This window comes from Kiloniella laminariae DSM 19542, assembly GCF_000374005.1.
GTDB classification, from domain to species: Bacteria; Pseudomonadota; Alphaproteobacteria; order Kiloniellales; family Kiloniellaceae; genus Kiloniella; species Kiloniella laminariae.
This window is the reverse complement of record NZ_KB893171.1, coordinates 34,442-51,339: the sequence shown is the minus strand read 5'-3', so window position 1 is coordinate 51,339 and position 16,898 is coordinate 34,442. Positions and strand designations below refer to the sequence as shown.

The window sequence follows — 16,898 nt, the reverse complement described above, 5'->3', positions numbered from 1 at the left end:
TTTTATATCGCGAATCATCAGAGCTTTGTCATAAGCCAATTGGCCTGACAATTTCCAGCACCAGCCGCGGATTTTCAATCGTGCCGACACACCAGACATTCCGGTCGTCGTGCAAGATTTCATCATCTTTGGGATTGAGAACAAAACCGCGATTCCCGTCCCTGACCATCCTGCGGACTAGCTGGGTAACATCTGCATTGGGAGAAAAGCCGCTGATGCCAGCAGAGCTGAATATACCCGCAGGCTCGCTGCGTGGGAAATCAACCATCCCTGCCCGTCTGTAGGCCATAGAATATCCCGGAGGCCAGTCACTCAAGGCGCGCGCGACCGGGGCCCGGCAACGGGTATCAAGCAGCCCATCCTGATACAGGCCACGAACAACATCGAAAGAAAGAGTGGCCTTCATAATATGGGTCGCCCCGGTGCTTTCGATATCAAACAGCATCATGGTCTGGAAGGCGTGGCTGGTCCAGTGATGACAGGGGAAGGGATCAGCACCCTGATCAAAATAGTTCTCGTAGCCAACAATCATCAAGGAGGGGTCAGCCGTGTCAGGGGGATCATCACTCAGCAGAAAACTCGATCCAGATCCATGACGATTAAGCCCATAACAGACTCCGTACCTGCCATTATCGAACACGTGACGCGTTCCGACTTCCGTCGGTGTCAGGGTCACAGTTGCAATCTCAAGCCGACTACAGGCAGATAATCCCACAGCCAGCATAATCGTCATTAGATAGCACCTTAAGGTATAGAACAGGCTCATCGGTCACATCCTTCTCTTGTGAAAAAGGAAACGTTCCGGATACCAAACCTACTTTTCCAGAATAGAAATACTCACCTGCCGCGAGTGTAGCACACTTCGATACATCTTATTTGTGACAAAGAATTTAACCCGTTTCTAGGGTGTAAAGCCAATCGGTCTGACGATTTCCAGCACCAACCTGGGGTTTTCTATTGTACTTACGCACCATACATTCTGGTCATTTCGCAAGATCTCATCATCCTTTGGATTAAGAACCACACCCCGATTGGCACCCCGCAACATCCAGCGGATGATATGGGTCACATCCAAATCCGGCGAGGTGTCCCCAATTCCAGCAGAACTGAATGTCCCTCCCGGTTCAGTCCGGGAAAAGGGCACCATGCCTTCCCTTCCTCGTGCATTTGAATAGCCTTCGTACCAGTCGTCCTGTATCCGCGCTACCGGCGCTTCACAGCGACTGCTCAACAGGCGATCCTTGTAAAGTTCCCGGATAATATCAAATGACAGGGTCGCTTTCATAATGTGGGTCGCCCCGGTACTTTCCACATCAAACAGCATCATGGCCTGAAAAGCATGACTGCCCCAGTGGTGACAGGGAAAGGGATCTGCTCCTTGCAGGAAATAGTTTTCATACCCGACAACCATCAAAGAAGGATCAGCCCGATCGGGAGGATCTACATCTCTCAACAGAAAGTTTGATCCTCTGCCATGGCGGTCTAACCCGTGGCAGACACCATATCGACCATTTTCCAGAACATGTCGTGTGCCAACTTTGGTCGGTGTCAGGGTTACCGTCGCTATCTCCAACCGGCCACAACCAGAGAGCCCAATGGACAGCAACATCAAAACCATACAGCTTTTAAAGAAGAACAAGATATGCATCGGTTACTTCCTTTTCAAAAAGAACAAGGAAACGTTTCTGATACCAACCCGCTTTTCCAGAAAAACGTTCTATCACTGCGAGTATATTCTGTTTTTCTTCACTGCTGCTGTGTCAAACGCCTGGGCCCATCTTAACTCTGCTTGTCCACCAGACCTGATCTTCCTTAAACTTCTTCCTCTTCTACAGTCCAGGGCTCTGCCTTCCCTGCGGCTTCCCACTCCTGCCATGCCGGCAGTTTCATCATCGCCTCAGAATAGCGTATAATATCAGGATCATCACTAAGCTCGTAGACCGCGATACGGTTCACAACCGGGGCAAACATAGCGTCTGCATTGGTAAAGTCCCCAAACAGGAACGGACCACCAGAATGCTCGAGGCATTCACGCCAGATATCAACGATACGCTGGACATCCCTGCCTGTTGCTTCCGAAATCGGGATCGCCCTGACTGCCCGCCGCATATTCATCGGGCATTCGGATCTCAGGGACATAAACCCGCCATGCATTTCATTGGCGATGGCCCGTGCCCAGGCACGGTCGGCCCGATCTTCCGGCCAAAGCCCGGCTTCGGGAAAACATTCAGCCAAATATTCCAGAATAGCCAGGGATTCCCAGACAGTAAGGTCATTATCCTGCAATACCGGAACCTTCTTGCTTGGGGAGAATTTGGCAAAATCCGGATTGCCTGCTGTAAAATCAAATGGAGAAAGCTCTTCTATAAACTCGATTCTCTTGACCTTCAGCGCGATCCAGGGTCGGAAGGACCAGGATGAATAATTTTTGTTGCCAATGATAAGTTTCAACTTGCCCATGCTCTTCTCAATTCCTCTGATGCAATACAACTCATTCTGACTTTATCATGTGCTCGCATGTTCTTTGTCAGGCCATTTAGGATAACTATGACAAGTTGACCCTACTCTCGCCAGACCAACCCTTCATCAAAACCGGGGATTGGCAAAGAATACCTGAACTTTGACAGGACTCCCCGCCATAGCCTTTGCCAAGATCTTTCTTTCGACCCTTTCTCGAAAATAGCGGGCTAATTGGGGTGACAGCTCAAAATCAACTCTCTAATGTTTCAAGGTAAAAATAAGAGATATTTATGATTATGTTTGACTATCGTTTGCTGGCAACGCTGACAGCCATTCTCGAAGAAGGCAGTTTTGAAAAAGCCGCACAGAGGCTTTTCATCACCCAGTCAGCCGTCTCGCAACGTCTGCGTCAGTTGGAAGACAACCTTGGTCAAACGCTGGTTGTGCGCAGTTCTCCTCTTGCCGCAACCACTGCCGGGCAGCGCTTGCTCAAACACTACAAACAGGTATCTCTGCTGGAAAGCGAGCTGGATGATGATCTTAAAAATCCTGGCGAAGCCGGATTCAACACCCTGACCATCGGGTTGAATGCAGATTCAATCGGCACCTGGTTTCTCCCGGCAATCCAGAACTTTGTCCAGGACAACAAAATCCTGCTTGATCTCAAGGTGGATGATCAGGAACAAACACATCATCTCTTGCGCACAGGTGAGGTCCTGGGATGTATCAGCGCCAGCTCTTCTGCTGTGCAGGGATGTCGCTGTATTCCGCTTGGGCAAATGATCTATCGTCCCCTGGCTTCACCCAACTTCATTCAGAAATACGCTCCCGAAGGCTTAACTCCCGAGAATATTGCTCACACTCCGGTGGCCGTTTTCAATCGCAAGGATCCGCTGCAACACCGCTATCTGGAACAAAAATTTGGCGTTACCCGTTTTCCCCATCATTTAATCCCTGCCTGTGACGGTTTTATTTCTGCTTTGGTCAAAGGTTTCGCCTATGGTCTGGTTCCCGATCAGCAAAGCAGGGAACTCATTCAAAACGGACAGCTCGCGAGCATTGATCCCGAATGTGAAATCCCGGTCCCGCTGTACTGGCATGTCTGGAACCTGCAGACCAGCCTGATGCAGCAGTTGACCCGTTCCCTGACAGCAGAAGCAAGAAAAGTTCTTACTCCCCTGTCTTGAACTCTCTGCTGAAAGAGCTGTATTTTCTGCAAAATACTCTTGAACGCGCCATAAAAATTTCGATTACTGGCGTTTAAGAAACGCAATATTCGTAAATCGGGAACTTTAATGGGAACCTCTTATGGACAGCCGCAAATTCTACACTGATGCCAACCGAAAATCATGGGATGAAGCTGCTCCAAAACATCGCGCAGCCAATCAGGAACAGTTACTCCTGGATGTGAAAAAGAGCGATTTTAACCCGCTAGCAGATTATCTGCTGGAAAGCCTGGCTCTGGTCGGGGTTAAAAACAAAAAAATCATCCAGCTGTGCTGTAACAATGGCAAAGATGTGTTGGCGGTCCAGAAGATGGGCGCCCACAGCACCGTTGGTGTAGATGCCGCCGCAGCTTTCATTGACCAGGGCAAAGAGCTGGTCGAAGCCGCCGGGCTTCAGGATGTTATGCAGCTGATCGTCAGTGATGTCTACGACCTGCCGAAAGAGCTGGCCGGGCAGTTTGATATCGTGCTCACCACCGTCGGTGTCATGAGCTGGATGCCTGATATTAAAGATTTTTTCCGGGTTGTATCCGAGCTACTCAAACCGGGCGGATATTATGTGGTCGAGGAAATGCACCCGGTTCTTATGATGTATGAACCAGATGAAAAGGGGAAATCCCGGCCACTTCATTCCTATTTCAGGAAAGAGCCGTGGAAAGACACAGATGGCCTCGACTATTTCAACCACGAGAGCTACGACGCGAAGCCCTGTTACAGCTTCCAGCACAGGTTGGACAACATTCTCATGGCAGGAATTAATCTCGGCATGTCTCTAAAGCACATCAAGGAAATTGACCGGGATATTTCCAACTTCTGTCAGGACCTCCAGCATCAGGAAGCAGTTCCGCCGCTCGGCTTTACACTGGTGATGCAGAAACCCTGAAACAAAAACTGGTAGCCGGAGAATTATTCAGCAGCGCAGGGCTTTTTGCTCTTGCGCTTGCGCTCTGATTCAGACTTGAGCTGGCCGCAGGCGGCAAGAATATCTTCGCCGCGTGTTGTCCGTACAGGCGCGGAAACCCCCTGTTCAAACAGGTAGTCTGAAAAACGGCGGATCTGATTTTTTGAAGAACACTCAAAAAATGAACCCGGCCAAGGGTTGAAGGGGATCAGGTTGATCTTGGCCGGAATGCCCTTGAGGATCCGGATCAGATTTTTGGCGTCCTCAAGTGAATCATTCACATCCTTGAGCATGACATATTCAAAAGTAATCCGCCGGGCATTACTGACGCCTGGATACTCACGGCAGGCCTGAAGCAGTTCGGCCAGAGGGTACTTGTTGTTGATCGGCATGATCTTGCTGCGAACCTCATCCGTAACCGCGTGCAGAGAAACTGCCAGATTGACATTCAGCTCTGCACCACAACGCCGGATTTCCGGGACAACCCCCGAGGTCGACAGCGTAATACGGCGGCGGGAAATAGAGAGACCTTCCCCGTCCATGACAATTTTCAGGGCCTGGGCAACGTTCTCGTAGTTATAGAGCGGTTCACCCATGCCCATCATCACGATGTTGGTGACACGGCGACCCTCTGCAGAACTCGGCCATTCCTCCATGGCATCACGCGCCATAATGATCTGGGAAACAATTTCATTAGGAGAAAGATTACGCACCAAAGGCTGGGTACCAGTATGACAGAACTTGCAGGTCAGAGTGCAGCCGACCTGAGAGGAAACGCATAAAGTTCCCCGATCTTCCTCAGGAATAAATACGGTCTCGACTTCATTGCCATCAGCAAAACGCAGCAACCACTTGCGCGTTCCGTCCACCGAAATCAGATCTTCAACAATTTCCGGCCGCCCGACCACATAAGCTTCTTCCAGCTTGGCCCGAAAGGGTTTGCCAAGCGAGGTCATCACCTCGAATGAACTGGCGCCATGATTATAGATCCACTGCCACAGCTGTTTCGCCCGAAACTTCGGCTCGCCCAGCGACAGAACTTCCGCTTCCAGTTGTTCCCGCGAAAGACCGACCAGAATTTTGCGCCCATCAGCAGCCAAAGATAGCGGCGGAGCAAAGGCCTTTGCGTGACCGCGCGATGCGGTATCTGTGGTTGCTGTGGTCATGACTCATCTTCCTTCAGGGCAGAACGTTGCTCTGCATTTGAGGCCTAGATAAAGCGACTCATGCAAGGATTCAAGTGGATTCGCCCTGCAATCCCTGCATGGCTGTCCGTTACCTGTTCCTTTTGTGTCAACTTTGTCCTTAAACAGACCAGCCACTATTCAGGTTATTTTTTACCACAAGCCTGGTTAATGGATCGGTAAGCTGCTGAAAAACCACTCAGAGAATAGGTATCTTTGGTTTTGGTATCACGAGAAGAAGTTCCCTGAACGATCAGTTCCGCGCCTTTGATCATTGCATTGATAATTTTTTCATCATCCGCAATATCATAAGCCCAGGCAGAATCTCCCTCCGCAAAAAAACGGAACTTGTCCTTGCCAACGGACAGTTGAGCTTCACCCTTTTCCTTGAAAGGATAGCCGAACTGGACACTGACCTCATCCCACCGCTTTTCGCCAACCCTGTGCGAGACAATCAGATAGATGTCACCACGTTTGGAATAGCTCCCCTCTGCCTTTTTCGGCACAGAGGCCATATAACAAACCTTCTGCCCATCCTCGTTATAGCTGTATGACGTCCAGTCACGATGCTGGGCGATCACCTTGACACCCTGCGCCTGCACGCCAGTGGAAAGGGTAACTGCTGCAAAAGCGACAGCCGCCATAAAAGTCGTTCGGATAGCAGAATACATAGTCACAAATCTTCTCATCTTTTTCCCTGTTATGCCCAAGCTACAATATTGTCCGGCCTTTGTATCGTTCGGTCTTTGTCCAATTGTTCCGAGGCTAGGCTACAAAAAGGGAAATTCTGTGGCAGCCCCGAAAGATAACCATAAAAGATAACCGGACCCATTGGCCACTATCGGCGATGGCCGCTAAATCTGTTCTAGTCTTTACGGGTACGGAGCAACTGCCCGCCCTGGAAATGCTCCGGCAAAGGAACAATTTTAGCCCTTGGGTTAACAGGCCTTGCTGGAAATTTTCCGGTCGAGATCAAACGATCATAAAGCACAATTGCACCAGCAACGCCAACATTGACGCAAAATTTCATGGGAATTTTCACAATAAAGTCACAACGCGCCTGCATCTCTGGCGAGAGGCTGCCTTTTTCCGGACCAAGAACATAGGCAGCCTGAAGCGGGTGACAAAAACTGGGCAGTTCAATTGATTCTTCCGTCAACTCGACCCCAACCAGCTTCACCCCTTTGGGCAAAACCATTTCGTCAACTGTCGCATAGTTATAAAGCGGCAGGGTTTTGGGTGCATCGGATGTATCAGACTGTTTAACTTTGCGGCTGTCGTAATTCGGAGCGACGGTAAAAAAGAAACTGGCGCCAAAACTATGGGCGGAGCGAAGCAGATTTCCCAGGTTCATGGGCTTGCTGCCACCTTCGACACCCATGCCGAAAAATCCCTTCATTGTTCTATCTGCCATCGTCTTTATCCAGTCCTTCTTAGCTCTGTTAATCTTTGATGCTTTCCGCCTATAATGCGAGCGCCAAAGAATCAATACCAAAGAATCATCGGTTGAATCGGTTTTCCTGCGAGAAAACAGGGCCAACTGTCTTAACAAAAAGAGTTTTCACGTGCCTGATCAAATTAAAAATAACAAAATTACCTCCAATGGGGAACAGAGCAACCCTGTCATGGTCGAAGTGACACGGGGAAATATGGTCGAGAGTATTCATCGCGCGGCTTACGCTGTGGTCGATAGCGATGGCAAGGTTGTGCTCTCCGGCGGCGATTATGAGAAAATCACCTATGGGCGCTCGGCGATCAAATGCCTTCAGGCCTTGCCGCTGATCGAAACCGGGGCTGCGGATGCCTTCAACCTGACCGATGCCGAAATTTCCATTGCCTGCGCCAGTCATGACGGACAACCCCGGCATGTGGACACCGTTGCAACATGGTTGAAAAAAATTGGTTGCAGCGCTGATGATCTGGAATGCGGATCACATCTTCCCTATCACACAGCAAGTATGATCGAGCTCCTCAGATCCGGTGGTACTGAAAGCACGCTTCACAACAACTGCTCCGGAAAGCATGCTGGCTTCCTTACCGTTTGCAAGCAGATGGGCGTCGATAGCAAGGGCTATGTCAAATACGAACATCCTCTGCAACAACGCATCCTCGGTGCTATGGAAAGCATGTGTGGTCTGGACTTGGGAAATGCTCCCCGAGGCCACGACGGCTGCGGCATCCCGGTTATCGGCGTGCCTCTTGCCAACATCGCCCTGGCCATGGCGCGCTTTGCTGACCCTTCAGACCAGCCCGAAAACAGACAGGAAGCCTGCGCACGCATTACCAAAGCCATCGCAGCAGAACCTTTCATGATTGCTGGCTCAGACCGTTTTTGTACAAAAATAATTGAAGCGACCAAAGGCCGTGCCCTGATCAAAACAGGTGCTGAAGGCGTCTATACAGGAATCATACCTGAACTCGGTCTCGGTATCGCCCTTAAGGCCGATGACGGAGTTACCCGCTCGGCAGAAACGCTCATCGGTATGATTCTCAAGAAATTAAAGGTTATTGACCCACTTACAGCCGAAAGTTTGCAGTCCGTTCTCGAACCGCCGATTTTCAACCGGGCGGGCCTGCAGGTCGGCCAGATTAGAGCTGCGCAAAACGCTCCTTTTTGAACGGGAACAGAGGCTTCAATGCGCGCATTACTTTGCCAAGAATACGGAGGGCCTGAATGTCTGGTACTGTCCGAAAACCGCCAGCTTCCCCGCCCCGGAGATGATGAAATCAGGGTTGCCGTTCACGCAGCAGGGATGAATTTTTCTGATAATCTGATCATCCAAAACCGCTATCAGGAGAAACCATCTTTGCCTTTCAGCCCGGGCTTTGAAGCGGCTGGGGTTGTGGATGCTATCGGCAAAAATGTTACAGGCTTTAAACCTGGGGACAGGATACTGTCGCAGACCATTCACGGGGCCTTCGCCGATTTTGTCGTAGCCAATAAAACACATGTATTCCCATTACCGGACAGCATGGACTTCGAAACGGCTGCGGCCTTCCCGATTGCCTATGGTTCAGCTTATGGAGCCTTGTTATTGATGGGCCGGCTTCAGGCTGGTGAAACCTTGGTCGTGCACGGCGCAACCGGGGGCGTTGGACTGGCAGCTGTAGAAATCGGTAAAGCGATTGGCGCAAGAGTAATTGCAACGGCAAGCGGTGAAGAGAAACTTGCCCTCGCCCTTGCCACCGGCGCAGATGCGGTAATTGATTACAAACACGAGAACATCAAAGAGAAAATCAAACAGCTGACAGACGGGAAAGGGGCGGATGTCATTTTCGATCCGGTTGGTGGCGATACCTTTGACGCCAGCTTGCGATCAGTCGCCTGGAACGGACGGATCATTATTGTCGGCTTCGCGGGCGGGCGAGTTCAGAGGATCCCGGCCAATCACCTGCTGGTCAAGAATGTTTCCTGCCTGGGGTTTTACTGGGGGTCTTTTCTCCGGCATGCGCCTGATAAGGTCGCTATTGCCTTTGCCCAACTGTTTGACTGGCATAGAGAAGGCAAGCTGATACCACATATTTCTGCACGTTTTCCTTTGGAGCAGGCGATTGAAGGTTTCCAGATGCTTCAGGAACGACGTGTCACAGGAAAAATTGTCCTCACCCTACAAAATAAAATACAGGGAAAGCCAAAGTCTTGAGCAAGAGTTCGTTCCAGCCTGCCGTACAGGATCAATACGAAACCTATCCCTACCCTGCCCGCAATCCGGCCGATGAAAGAAAGCGGTTGATCACCGGTTCTCCCAGTAATCTGGTTGAACTGAACCACTATCTCTTCTCCGGGCGGCGCGATTTTTCACAACCTTTTCGGGCTTTGGTTGCGGGGGGTGGTACAGGGGATGCAGCCATTATGCTGGCCCAACAGCTCGCTGACGCCAGCCCGGATGGCAAGGGCTTCGAAAATCAGGTGACCTATCTGGACCTGTCTTCCGCCTCCCGCAGAATTGCCGAGCAACGTGCAAAAACCCGTGGGCTACAGAACATTCTGTTTCTGAACGGCTCCCTGCTCGATTTACCGCATCTGGAACTGGACGCCTTTGATTACATTGACTGCTGCGGCGTCCTTCATCATCTGGACAAGCCTGAAACCGGCCTGAAATCTCTCTGCTCTGTTCTGAAGCAGGATGGCGGTATGGGCCTAATGGTTTACGGTGAATATGGTCGGGAAGGGGTTTATCCCCTGCAAAGCCTGCTGCGCGATCTGACACACAAGACAGAAAAACTTTCTGACAAAGTAAAATTGACCAGGCGCCTTCTTGAAAAGCTCCCTGCCAGTAACAACTTTCGCCGCAATCCTTTTCTTATCGATCACAAGGCGAGTGATGCCGAGTTGGTTGACCTGCTGCTTCACAGCTGTGACCGGGCTTATACTGTGCCACAGTTGACCGAACTGATTGCCTCGAGCGATCTGACTATTGCCGGATTTATCGAGCCCATTCGCTACCAGCTTGAAACCTACATCAAAGATCCGGTTCTACTCCGCGCGACAGAAAGTCTTGACGGTATGACCCGGGCTGCCATGGCTGAAAAAATCGCCAGCAATATCAAGATGCACGTTTTTTATGTAACCCGGCAAAAAAACACCGTGGCAAAGCTGGAAGGGACAAGGGCTTCAGCAGAATCTCTCATTCCTGTACTGCGAGAAATGAATCCTGCGCAACTCGCCACCAGCCTGAAAAAGTCCCCTCAGCTCAAAACAAGCCTGGAAGGTGTTCCAGTTACCTTGCAGCTCCCGAGACTTGCTGCGGCTCTCGCCGAACGCTGCGATGGCACTAAAGATTTGAGTGTAATTTTTGAAGAGCTGAAAACTCTCGACAGTCGGCTTGAGTGGGATGGTTTTTTGACTCAGTTCAGAGAATTCTATCAGGCTTTCAATAGTCTCAATCATCTTTTCCTGAGACGGACAGCTCCCTAAAGCTTTTTCCTTTTGATCGGCATCGATCAAAAAAAGAAGAAAACGCGACAAACCAAATAGCTAAAGCACTTTTGCTGTTTTTGATTAAACAAAAAGTGCTTTAGCAATCATATCCGATTGGTAACCCAATAAAAAAGGCGACCCGTGGGCCGCCTTCTTCTTTTCTTGAAGCTGTTCTTCGCGCTTAGCGCTCAGGCATGATGTCCCGCAATGTGCGTGCATCAAGACTTGCCAGTATTTTTGCAACAGCGCGCTGCTGACGCTTGGCTTTAAAACCAGCCAAAATTTCAGCTGCTGTGGTGGCGACAAGATAAAGAGCCTTTTCCATGTAGAAAGGAGAAGACCGGTCAACAAACAAAGACACATGTGCCATAGTCGTTTTTCCTCTTACAGGCTCGGTCCAGTAGATCCCGTCAGCCAGGTTGTTGTGTACAATCTCCAGATACGTGCAGTCATACAGAACCACAAATGCCAGATTTTCATCTCCGTCATGCATTTACGACATAGCGAAGCCTGAAATTCGGGCTTGGCGATCTATTTCTGTCGCAAATAAAAAAGTTCACGTCTGCTTCAGATTTTAAGGCAGAAAAATGGCAGGCAGTACAAGGGTTACAGCTTTTTCTCCCAATGTCGCACGCCCTGAACTTGATGGCGTGTTTTATACATTTGGACCCGACTGGTTTCGACCAGGTCACGCCATAATCGAATCACAGCAAGCTCGAGTCGCTGTACGCAAGGACAGCTTAGGACATGACAAGCCCCGCCGCCTGAACTACTCTTGGGTGTACTCTAATCCCCGCCATACGGTTTCCTTAGCCAATGTTCAGCACAAAATTACTTTCTGCACCTCTTCAGGGGGCACTTTTTGTCGTTATTGCCTCTTTCGGCTTTTCGGTAATGAACTTGCTTGTGCGTATGGCGAGCGAAGAGTTGCCTGTAATGGAAGTTACCTTCTTCAGGAATTTTTTCGCCTTTATCTTTATGCTGCCCTGGCTCTTGCGGGTAGGGATCGGTGAGCTCAGGACCAAACGGATCAAGTTACATTTCATCCGTTCACTGAACGGCCTTGCTGCCATGGCCGTTTGGTTTCTTTCCATTAGTCTTCTGCCAATGGCCCAAGCTGTCGCCTTGAATTTCACAGTCCCCCTCTTTGCAACATTGGGCGCAGTGATCTTTCTGAAAGAAACCGTTAAATTGCGCCGCTGGATAGCGACGGCTTTTGGTTTTGTTGGCGTGCTGGTAATCCTCCGGCCGGGTACCCAGGAAGTGAGCGTCCTGATGTTGTTACCTGTTCTGGCTGCAGCACTGATGGCCATATCGGTTTTGTTGATAAAAACGCTGACCCAGACAGAAAAACCCAGTGTTACCGTTTTTTACACCACAATATTCATGACACTCTTTTCCCTGGTCCCGGCGATGTTTGTTTGGGAATGGCCCAGTCAGAAAATTTGGCTGGCCGTGGCAGGTGTCGGACTTTTAGGAGCCATAGCAAACCTGTTGGTTACCAAGGCGCTCGCTATTGCTGATGCCTCTTCGGTAATGCCCTTTGACTATACCCGCCTGCCCTTTATGGCCTTGATTGCTTTTTTTGCTGTCGGAGAGATTCCTGATATCTGGACCTGGGTGGGAGGTGGTATCATTGCCGCTTCTGCAATCTACATTGCACACCGCGAGGCCCGTATCCGCCGGAGAGCTAAGGCAGAACTGTCAACCAGAGATACACTTCGCCCTGCCAGCCATGCCCCAAGAGGCACAGCCTGAAGTTACTAGCTTAAATCAGGAGACGCTGTTCTTTTACGAAGCCGATCCAGAGCATCCTGCCATTTTTGCACCACAGCAGCAGGTGTATTGTTGGAAAAAGCAAGATACATATCATACTGGCCGATCAAGACCGCTTCCGATGCTGCTTCTACAGCCAGGCCTTCTTTTTCAATTGCATAGGCCATAAACACATCACTGGTTTCCAGGAGGTCATAACGCCCCTTCAGCAGAAGAAACAATGATTTTTCGACATTGAGAACCGGATTCAGATTTTTAAAACCGCGAGACGTTAACAACTCTTCCCCAGCCCCGCCCAGCTGTACAGCAATATTCCCGGTTTTCATCGCCTGAGCAAGATTGGCATCATTGTCGTGGGAATAGAGCTGTCGATTTTCACCCGCGGCATAAAGCCCGACCCGCACGGTATAAAGTGGGCCAACCCACTGAAATTCTGATTCTCGATTTGGCGTTCTCACAATCGAGAAAATAGCGCTATTGCTTCGCTCCTGAGCATATTTATAGGCACGTACCCAAGGCAGAACTATAATGTCTGGACTTTCACCAACCTCGGCCATCAATTCCCGAACGATCTTTGGGCCGATACCTTTCAGCTTTCCATCTTCAACATAATTATAGGGCGGGAAATCTTCAGTATAAAACTCCAGCGCCGAAGCACAGAAAGCCGTGCTGACAAGCCAGCCCAGAAAGACAATGCAGAATGTAAGACTTTGCAATGTACGTTTGAACATTAACGGCTCTCCAGATTTCTCTGTATATCAAAGATACTATAGCGCTTCCCTGGATAATTCGGTGAGAAATTCAGGAAAAACTGCATAAATCGCTGCATTATCTTTCAAATTTCAGTTATCGGAAGAGTGATCATTTTCCTTTTCTAGCAAAGCCTGTGCCTTTTGAAAATGTTCAGTCCGGACATGTTCGCGCACCGTAGAGATCGCAGCAATCAATACTGATAAATCATCTGTAAAACCGAGCCCAAGCAGAAAGTCAGGCACCAGATCCGCCGGAACAACAAAATATGCCAGGGCAGCCATCAAAATTGCTTTAACCCGCAGAGGTGTTTTCGGATCAAAAGCACAGTAATAGGCAGCAACAAGATCTTCGGCAAAAGCAATCTTGCCAACCACACGTCGCAGTTTTTTTAAAAAGCCCCGTTTAACCAGCTTTTCATCGGAAGAAAGCAGTTTCTGGTCAGCCCGGGCTGGGTCAGGTTTCCTGAATTGAAAAAGGCGCATGTTCCAGATATGTGTCCCCTGCCCAGAGTTACAAGTCGCAGCAGTTGATGAGAAGCATCTAATCTACCGACCTAATCTACCTGGCAAAGATATTCATCTTACGGGCTAGCTCGACATCCAGCAGAGACAGACCGTCACAATCATGTGTTGTCAGTACAATATCCACCTTGTTGTAAACATTGGACCATTCAGGGTGATGGGCCATTTTTTCTGCAACCAGGGCCACCCGGTTCATAAATCCCCAGGCCTGATTAAAAGACTTGAACCGGAACTCTTTACGGATGGCATCCCTGTCGCTCACCACTTGCCACCCTTCAAGGGAAGGAAGCAGTTCCTGGCGTTGTTGGGTGTCCAATTTCACAGGTAACTCTCTATTCGTCATAATCACATTTACTCCACAGAGGCAGTACAGGATCGATTTGTTCTTTTACAAACAATAGCATAGAATATCTATCGGATGGATATGTGATTCTTGCAAGGCTGGATCTGGTCTTTGGGATTGACACAGCTTTCGAATCTGGGCCTATTGCGACCCTCTGCAGTACGGAATGAGATAATGGGCCAAGTTCACAATATAGGGCGATTTACCACTCCCCCAGAGATCAGCGACATCGAAGCTCTGGCACGGGAGGCCTATGCGCACATTCCCGATGAGCTTCGTGATGTTGCACGCCAGATCACCATTGAGGTCCATGAATTTCCATCAGAATACATGATGGAAGCAATGGATTGTGAAACCCCCTTTGAAATGCTCGGGCTTTACCAGGGCATTGACCGCGAAACCGGCAGCGGCTTTCGTACCGACATGTCCGCCGAAGATGATGTTGTTTTTCTCTTCCGTCGTCCCCTCCTGGACTACTGGTGCGAAAATGGCGAAGATCTCGGCCAGATTGTCATGCATGTGCTGATTCACGAAATCGGCCACCACTTCGGCATCAGCGAAGATGACATGGAAAGAATGGAAGGCCGAACCGTCAGTCTCTCCTGACTTTCTGTCCCCGTCGATTATTTACCAACCAGTGACCGCACCTGCTCCTGAAGATAAGGTATAACCTCGTCTTCAAACCATGGATTTTTTTTCAACCAGATTGCCGACCGCCAGCTTGGATGGGGTGTCACCAGATAGTCCGGTAGATAATCACGCCAGGACAGTACCGTTTTTGTCAGGGTTTTCTGTCGTCCTGCCCCCAGATAGTACCCCTGGGCATATTGACCAACCAGCAAAGTCAGGCGGATCTCTGGCAGAAAGGTTTTCACCTTTTCATGCCAAAGAGGTGCACATTCCGGTCTCGGCGGCGCATCCCCGCCCTTGTCGAGGCGCCCAGGATAACATAATCCCATCGGCATAATGGCGATAAGATTCTCATCGTAAAATGTCTCAGCACCAAGTCCCATCCATTCTCTCAGACGCTCCCCCGAAGGATCATTCCAGGGAATACCCGTTTCATGGACTTTTGTGCCCGGTGCCTGCCCTATAATCAGAATTCTGGCAGAAGGTCTCGCCCGGATAACAGGACGTGGTCCCAAAGGCAGCTCCGGACGACAGACCTCACAGGCACGGATTTCTCTCAGGAGCTCGTCGAGAGTTGTCATTATCCCTTCTTTCCGTCCCGTCTATTTTCTCATTCACCAGAATTTTGACCGATATCCTGAAGAATGAATGGCAAGAGAACAAATCAAGGATCTGTGAAGGAAAAGCCCTGATAGGACAGGATTTTTCAGTGAGGTTAGGCAAGACGTTGCATGAACTCCAGCCTGTTGCCCACTGCATCCACAGAATAGAACCTTTTGTAACCCGGCAAATCCCGATCCCATTTCACGGGATAGCCAGCCGTCTCAAGCAATCCGGCCAGAACAACCACCGGCGCAATCAAAAAGCCGGTATGTGCTTTTTTGGCCGGGGCAAATTCCAGCTCCACGCCAAGGTGAAGCTGAAAACCCGTCGCCTGAAACCATAAACCGCCGCGCTGCGCCAAAACCGCTGGTTTCTCCAGCTCCTCCCAACCAAGAAGCCCGCCATAATAACTGCGGCAAAGATCTTCACTCCCTGGCGGGATTGCCAGCTGCACATGATCCAGTCCCAGCCAGTCAATCTTTCTGCTGGCACCTTCAGTCATATGCCTGTTCTCTCCAGCAGACCAAGCCAGTTTTCCGATGCAATTTTACGAATCACAGTCTCCCCAAACCCGGCCTGGCGGAATTTATCAAACAACTTGGGAAGGCCGGCAACATCACCAAGCTCATCGGGAACAAGACAGCCGTCAAAATCGGAGCCCAGGGCAACTCCATCTTCTCCCAATTTATCAATCAGATAAGCCGTATGACGCACGATTTGTTCCAGCGGCGTGTCAGCAATAGGTTCACCGTCGTTACGCAGGAAAGCCGCATGAAAGTTCACCCCGACCAGCCCCTTGCTCTCACGCACAGCATCCAGCTGTTTGTCCGTAAGGTTTCTTGCCGAAGGACAAAGCGTGTGGACGTTAGAGTGAGACGCAACCAACGGCCGGGTCGAGATTTTGGCAACATCCCAGAAGCCTTTTTCCGTGATGTGAGACAGATCAATCATAACGCCCATGTCATTACAGTTGCGCACCAATTCCCGTCCAACATCTGTCAAGCCACTTCCCGTATCCGGCGAGCTGGGGAAAGCCATCGGCACACCATCAGCAAAGATATTTTTGCGGCTCCACACAGGCCCAATCGAGCGTAACCCCGCAGCATAGAGCACTTCCAGCGCATCGAAATCCGCATCGATCGCTTCTGCGCCTTCAATATGCATGACCATGGCGAGTCGCCCCGCCGCCTGCGCAGACCGTATTTCGCGAGCAGAGCGGGCAATAACAACTTCGCCTTTGCTTTCCCGCTCCAGATGACAGGCCATGGCAAACATTCTGTTGGTAAAATTCAAGGCAAAGCTTTGCTCAACAGGTTTAAAGTTCTCGGGATCATCCGGATTGAAAGAGACACCGGCAGCATTGAATTTGGACGGCGTGAACATGGCAAAAAGGCCACCGGAGAAACCTCCTTTTCTTGATCGGGGCAAGTCAATGTGTCCCTTACCACTTTCATGAAAGAAGGATTGCTCTTTTTCTGTTCCTGCATTCAGAACGAAACGCAACAAGGTATCATTGTGTCCATCAAAGACGGGGATCGGGGCCTGAGACATGGGAAAATCCTGTTATTCATGCTTTTCGA

Annotated in this window: 20 protein-coding genes; 7 read left to right on the top strand and 13 right to left on the bottom strand. The window is 50.0% G+C overall.

The genetic code is table 11. The annotated features are described in order from the left end of the window. Positions 1–28 precede the first annotated feature (28 nt). The 3 genes from B152_RS0121335 to B152_RS0121325 all read right to left on the bottom strand — a co-directional run bounded on the left by B152_RS0121335 (position 29) and on the right by B152_RS0121325 (position 2,460). Entirely contained in the window at positions 29–733 is a 705-nt protein-coding gene (locus B152_RS0121335; RefSeq protein WP_020594491.1) for a hypothetical protein, read from the bottom strand. A 168-nt stretch (positions 734–901) separates the two neighbouring features. Beyond that, positions 902–1,648, bottom strand: coding sequence for a hypothetical protein (locus B152_RS0121330; RefSeq protein WP_020594490.1), 747 nt, complete (start codon positions 1,646–1,648; stop codon positions 902–904). Between the two features lie 164 nt (positions 1,649–1,812). Beyond that, a complete protein-coding gene (locus B152_RS0121325; RefSeq protein ID WP_020594489.1) occupies positions 1,813–2,460 on the bottom strand; it encodes a glutathione S-transferase family protein in 648 nt (215 codons plus the stop codon). A gap of 290 nt (positions 2,461–2,750) precedes the next feature. On the opposite strand from B152_RS0121325, the gene B152_RS0121320 reads away from it, so the two are divergent. After that, positions 2,751–3,647 (top strand): LysR family transcriptional regulator ArgP, encoded by an 897-nt coding sequence (locus tag B152_RS0121320; protein ID WP_020594488.1) that lies wholly within the window; start codon positions 2,751–2,753, stop codon positions 3,645–3,647. Positions 3,648–3,768: 121 nt separating this feature from the next. Further along, positions 3,769–4,569: a class I SAM-dependent methyltransferase gene (locus B152_RS0121315; RefSeq protein ID WP_020594487.1), complete on the top strand. Its 801-nt coding sequence runs from the start codon at positions 3,769–3,771 to the stop codon at positions 4,567–4,569. A gap of 23 nt (positions 4,570–4,592) precedes the next feature. On the opposite strand, the gene rlmN is transcribed toward B152_RS0121315, so the two are convergent. The 3 genes from rlmN to B152_RS0121300 form a co-directional block, all read right to left on the bottom strand. Next, positions 4,593–5,753 (bottom strand): dual-specificity RNA methyltransferase RlmN, encoded by a 1,161-nt coding sequence (rlmN, locus tag B152_RS0121310; protein WP_020594486.1) that lies wholly within the window; start codon positions 5,751–5,753, stop codon positions 4,593–4,595. 164 nt (positions 5,754–5,917) lie between these two features. Next, on the bottom strand, positions 5,918–6,442 hold the full coding sequence (locus B152_RS0121305) for an invasion associated locus B family protein (RefSeq protein ID WP_020594485.1): 525 nt from the start codon (positions 6,440–6,442) through the stop codon (positions 5,918–5,920). Between the two features lie 194 nt (positions 6,443–6,636). Next, on the bottom strand, positions 6,637–7,185 hold the full coding sequence (locus B152_RS0121300; RefSeq protein ID WP_211212265.1) for an RNA methyltransferase: 549 nt from the start codon (positions 7,183–7,185) through the stop codon (positions 6,637–6,639). Positions 7,186–7,336: 151 nt separating this feature from the next. Here B152_RS0121300 and B152_RS0121295 point away from each other — a divergent pair, with 151 nt between their 5' ends. The 3 genes from B152_RS0121295 to B152_RS0121285 are packed head-to-tail and all read left to right on the top strand — an operon-like array spanning position 7,337 to position 10,689. Then, positions 7,337–8,389: an asparaginase gene (locus B152_RS0121295; protein WP_020594483.1), complete on the top strand. Its 1,053-nt coding sequence runs from the start codon at positions 7,337–7,339 to the stop codon at positions 8,387–8,389. A gap of 18 nt (positions 8,390–8,407) precedes the next feature. Beyond that, entirely contained in the window at positions 8,408–9,415 is a 1,008-nt protein-coding gene (locus B152_RS0121290; protein ID WP_020594482.1) for an NADPH:quinone oxidoreductase family protein, read from the top strand. Continuing rightward, positions 9,412–10,689, top strand: coding sequence for a class I SAM-dependent methyltransferase (locus tag B152_RS0121285; RefSeq protein WP_020594481.1), 1,278 nt, complete (start codon positions 9,412–9,414; stop codon positions 10,687–10,689). Before B152_RS0121290 ends, B152_RS0121285 begins: the two co-directional genes overlap by 4 nt. Before the next feature lie 184 nt (positions 10,690–10,873). Here the strand turns inward: B152_RS0121285 and B152_RS0121280 are convergent, their stop codons facing one another. Next, positions 10,874–11,185: a hypothetical protein gene (locus B152_RS0121280; RefSeq protein WP_020594480.1), complete on the bottom strand. Its 312-nt coding sequence runs from the start codon at positions 11,183–11,185 to the stop codon at positions 10,874–10,876. Positions 11,186–11,508: 323 nt separating this feature from the next. On the opposite strand from B152_RS0121280, the gene B152_RS0121275 reads away from it, so the two are divergent. Further along, positions 11,509–12,450 carry a DMT family transporter gene (locus B152_RS0121275; RefSeq protein WP_020594479.1) on the top strand — a complete coding sequence of 314 codons (942 nt, stop codon included), beginning with the start codon at positions 11,509–11,511 and terminating at the stop codon, positions 12,448–12,450. Between the two features lie 5 nt (positions 12,451–12,455). On the opposite strand, the gene B152_RS0121270 is transcribed toward B152_RS0121275, so the two are convergent. The 3 genes from B152_RS0121270 to B152_RS0121260 all read right to left on the bottom strand — a co-directional run bounded on the left by B152_RS0121270 (position 12,456) and on the right by B152_RS0121260 (position 14,064). Continuing rightward, positions 12,456–13,199 carry a substrate-binding periplasmic protein gene (locus B152_RS0121270; RefSeq protein WP_020594478.1) on the bottom strand — a complete coding sequence of 248 codons (744 nt, stop codon included), beginning with the start codon at positions 13,197–13,199 and terminating at the stop codon, positions 12,456–12,458. A 111-nt stretch (positions 13,200–13,310) separates the two neighbouring features. Next, a complete protein-coding gene (locus tag B152_RS0121265; protein WP_020594477.1) occupies positions 13,311–13,703 on the bottom strand; it encodes a YkvA family protein in 393 nt (130 codons plus the stop codon). A 76-nt stretch (positions 13,704–13,779) separates the two neighbouring features. Beyond that, positions 13,780–14,064 carry a 4a-hydroxytetrahydrobiopterin dehydratase gene (locus B152_RS0121260; RefSeq protein WP_245549980.1) on the bottom strand — a complete coding sequence of 95 codons (285 nt, stop codon included), beginning with the start codon at positions 14,062–14,064 and terminating at the stop codon, positions 13,780–13,782. A gap of 195 nt (positions 14,065–14,259) precedes the next feature. Here B152_RS0121260 and B152_RS0121255 point away from each other — a divergent pair, with 195 nt between their 5' ends. Continuing rightward, entirely contained in the window at positions 14,260–14,691 is a 432-nt protein-coding gene (locus tag B152_RS0121255) for a metallopeptidase family protein (RefSeq protein WP_020594475.1), read from the top strand. 17 nt (positions 14,692–14,708) lie between these two features. On the opposite strand, the gene B152_RS0121250 is transcribed toward B152_RS0121255, so the two are convergent. From B152_RS0121250 to B152_RS0121240, 3 genes are all read right to left on the bottom strand, one after another. Beyond that, the gene (locus tag B152_RS0121250) at positions 14,709–15,296 is read right to left on the bottom strand and encodes a uracil-DNA glycosylase family protein (protein WP_020594474.1); all 588 of its coding nucleotides are present in this window, start codon (positions 15,294–15,296) and stop codon (positions 14,709–14,711) included. Between the two features lie 134 nt (positions 15,297–15,430). Next, entirely contained in the window at positions 15,431–15,820 is a 390-nt protein-coding gene (locus tag B152_RS0121245) for a VOC family protein (protein ID WP_020594473.1), read from the bottom strand. Beyond that, complete coding sequence (locus B152_RS0121240; RefSeq protein ID WP_020594472.1) at positions 15,817–16,869, bottom strand: dipeptidase; 1,053 nt, start codon at positions 16,867–16,869, stop codon at positions 15,817–15,819. Before B152_RS0121240 ends, B152_RS0121245 begins: the two co-directional genes overlap by 4 nt. Positions 16,870–16,898 lie beyond the last annotated feature (29 nt).

Coding starts and splice junctions, on each gene's coding strand:
- B152_RS0121335 (WP_020594491.1), bottom strand. CDS start 733: ATGACGATTATGCTGGCTGTGGGATTATCTGCCTGTAGTCGGCTTGAG.
- B152_RS0121330 (WP_020594490.1), bottom strand. CDS start 1,648: ATGCATATCTTGTTCTTCTTTAAAAGCTGTATGGTTTTGATGTTGCTG.
- B152_RS0121325 (WP_020594489.1), bottom strand. CDS start 2,460: ATGGGCAAGTTGAAACTTATCATTGGCAACAAAAATTATTCATCCTGG.
- B152_RS0121320 (WP_020594488.1), top strand. CDS start 2,751: ATGATTATGTTTGACTATCGTTTGCTGGCAACGCTGACAGCCATTCTC.
- B152_RS0121315 (WP_020594487.1), top strand. CDS start 3,769: ATGGACAGCCGCAAATTCTACACTGATGCCAACCGAAAATCATGGGAT.
- rlmN (WP_020594486.1), bottom strand. CDS start 5,753: ATGACCACAGCAACCACAGATACCGCATCGCGCGGTCACGCAAAGGCC.
- B152_RS0121305 (WP_020594485.1), bottom strand. CDS start 6,442: ATGTATTCTGCTATCCGAACGACTTTTATGGCGGCTGTCGCTTTTGCA.
- B152_RS0121300 (WP_211212265.1), bottom strand. CDS start 7,185: ATGGCAGATAGAACAATGAAGGGATTTTTCGGCATGGGTGTCGAAGGT.
- B152_RS0121290 (WP_020594482.1), top strand. CDS start 8,408: ATGCGCGCATTACTTTGCCAAGAATACGGAGGGCCTGAATGTCTGGTA.
- B152_RS0121280 (WP_020594480.1), bottom strand. CDS start 11,185: ATGCATGACGGAGATGAAAATCTGGCATTTGTGGTTCTGTATGACTGC.
- B152_RS0121275 (WP_020594479.1), top strand. CDS start 11,509: ATGTTCAGCACAAAATTACTTTCTGCACCTCTTCAGGGGGCACTTTTT.
- B152_RS0121270 (WP_020594478.1), bottom strand. CDS start 13,199: ATGTTCAAACGTACATTGCAAAGTCTTACATTCTGCATTGTCTTTCTG.
- B152_RS0121265 (WP_020594477.1), bottom strand. CDS start 13,703: ATGCGCCTTTTTCAATTCAGGAAACCTGACCCAGCCCGGGCTGACCAG.
- B152_RS0121255 (WP_020594475.1), top strand. CDS start 14,260: ATGGGCCAAGTTCACAATATAGGGCGATTTACCACTCCCCCAGAGATC.
- B152_RS0121250 (WP_020594474.1), bottom strand. CDS start 15,296: ATGACAACTCTCGACGAGCTCCTGAGAGAAATCCGTGCCTGTGAGGTC.
- B152_RS0121245 (WP_020594473.1), bottom strand. CDS start 15,820: ATGACTGAAGGTGCCAGCAGAAAGATTGACTGGCTGGGACTGGATCAT.
- B152_RS0121240 (WP_020594472.1), bottom strand. CDS start 16,869: ATGTCTCAGGCCCCGATCCCCGTCTTTGATGGACACAATGATACCTTG.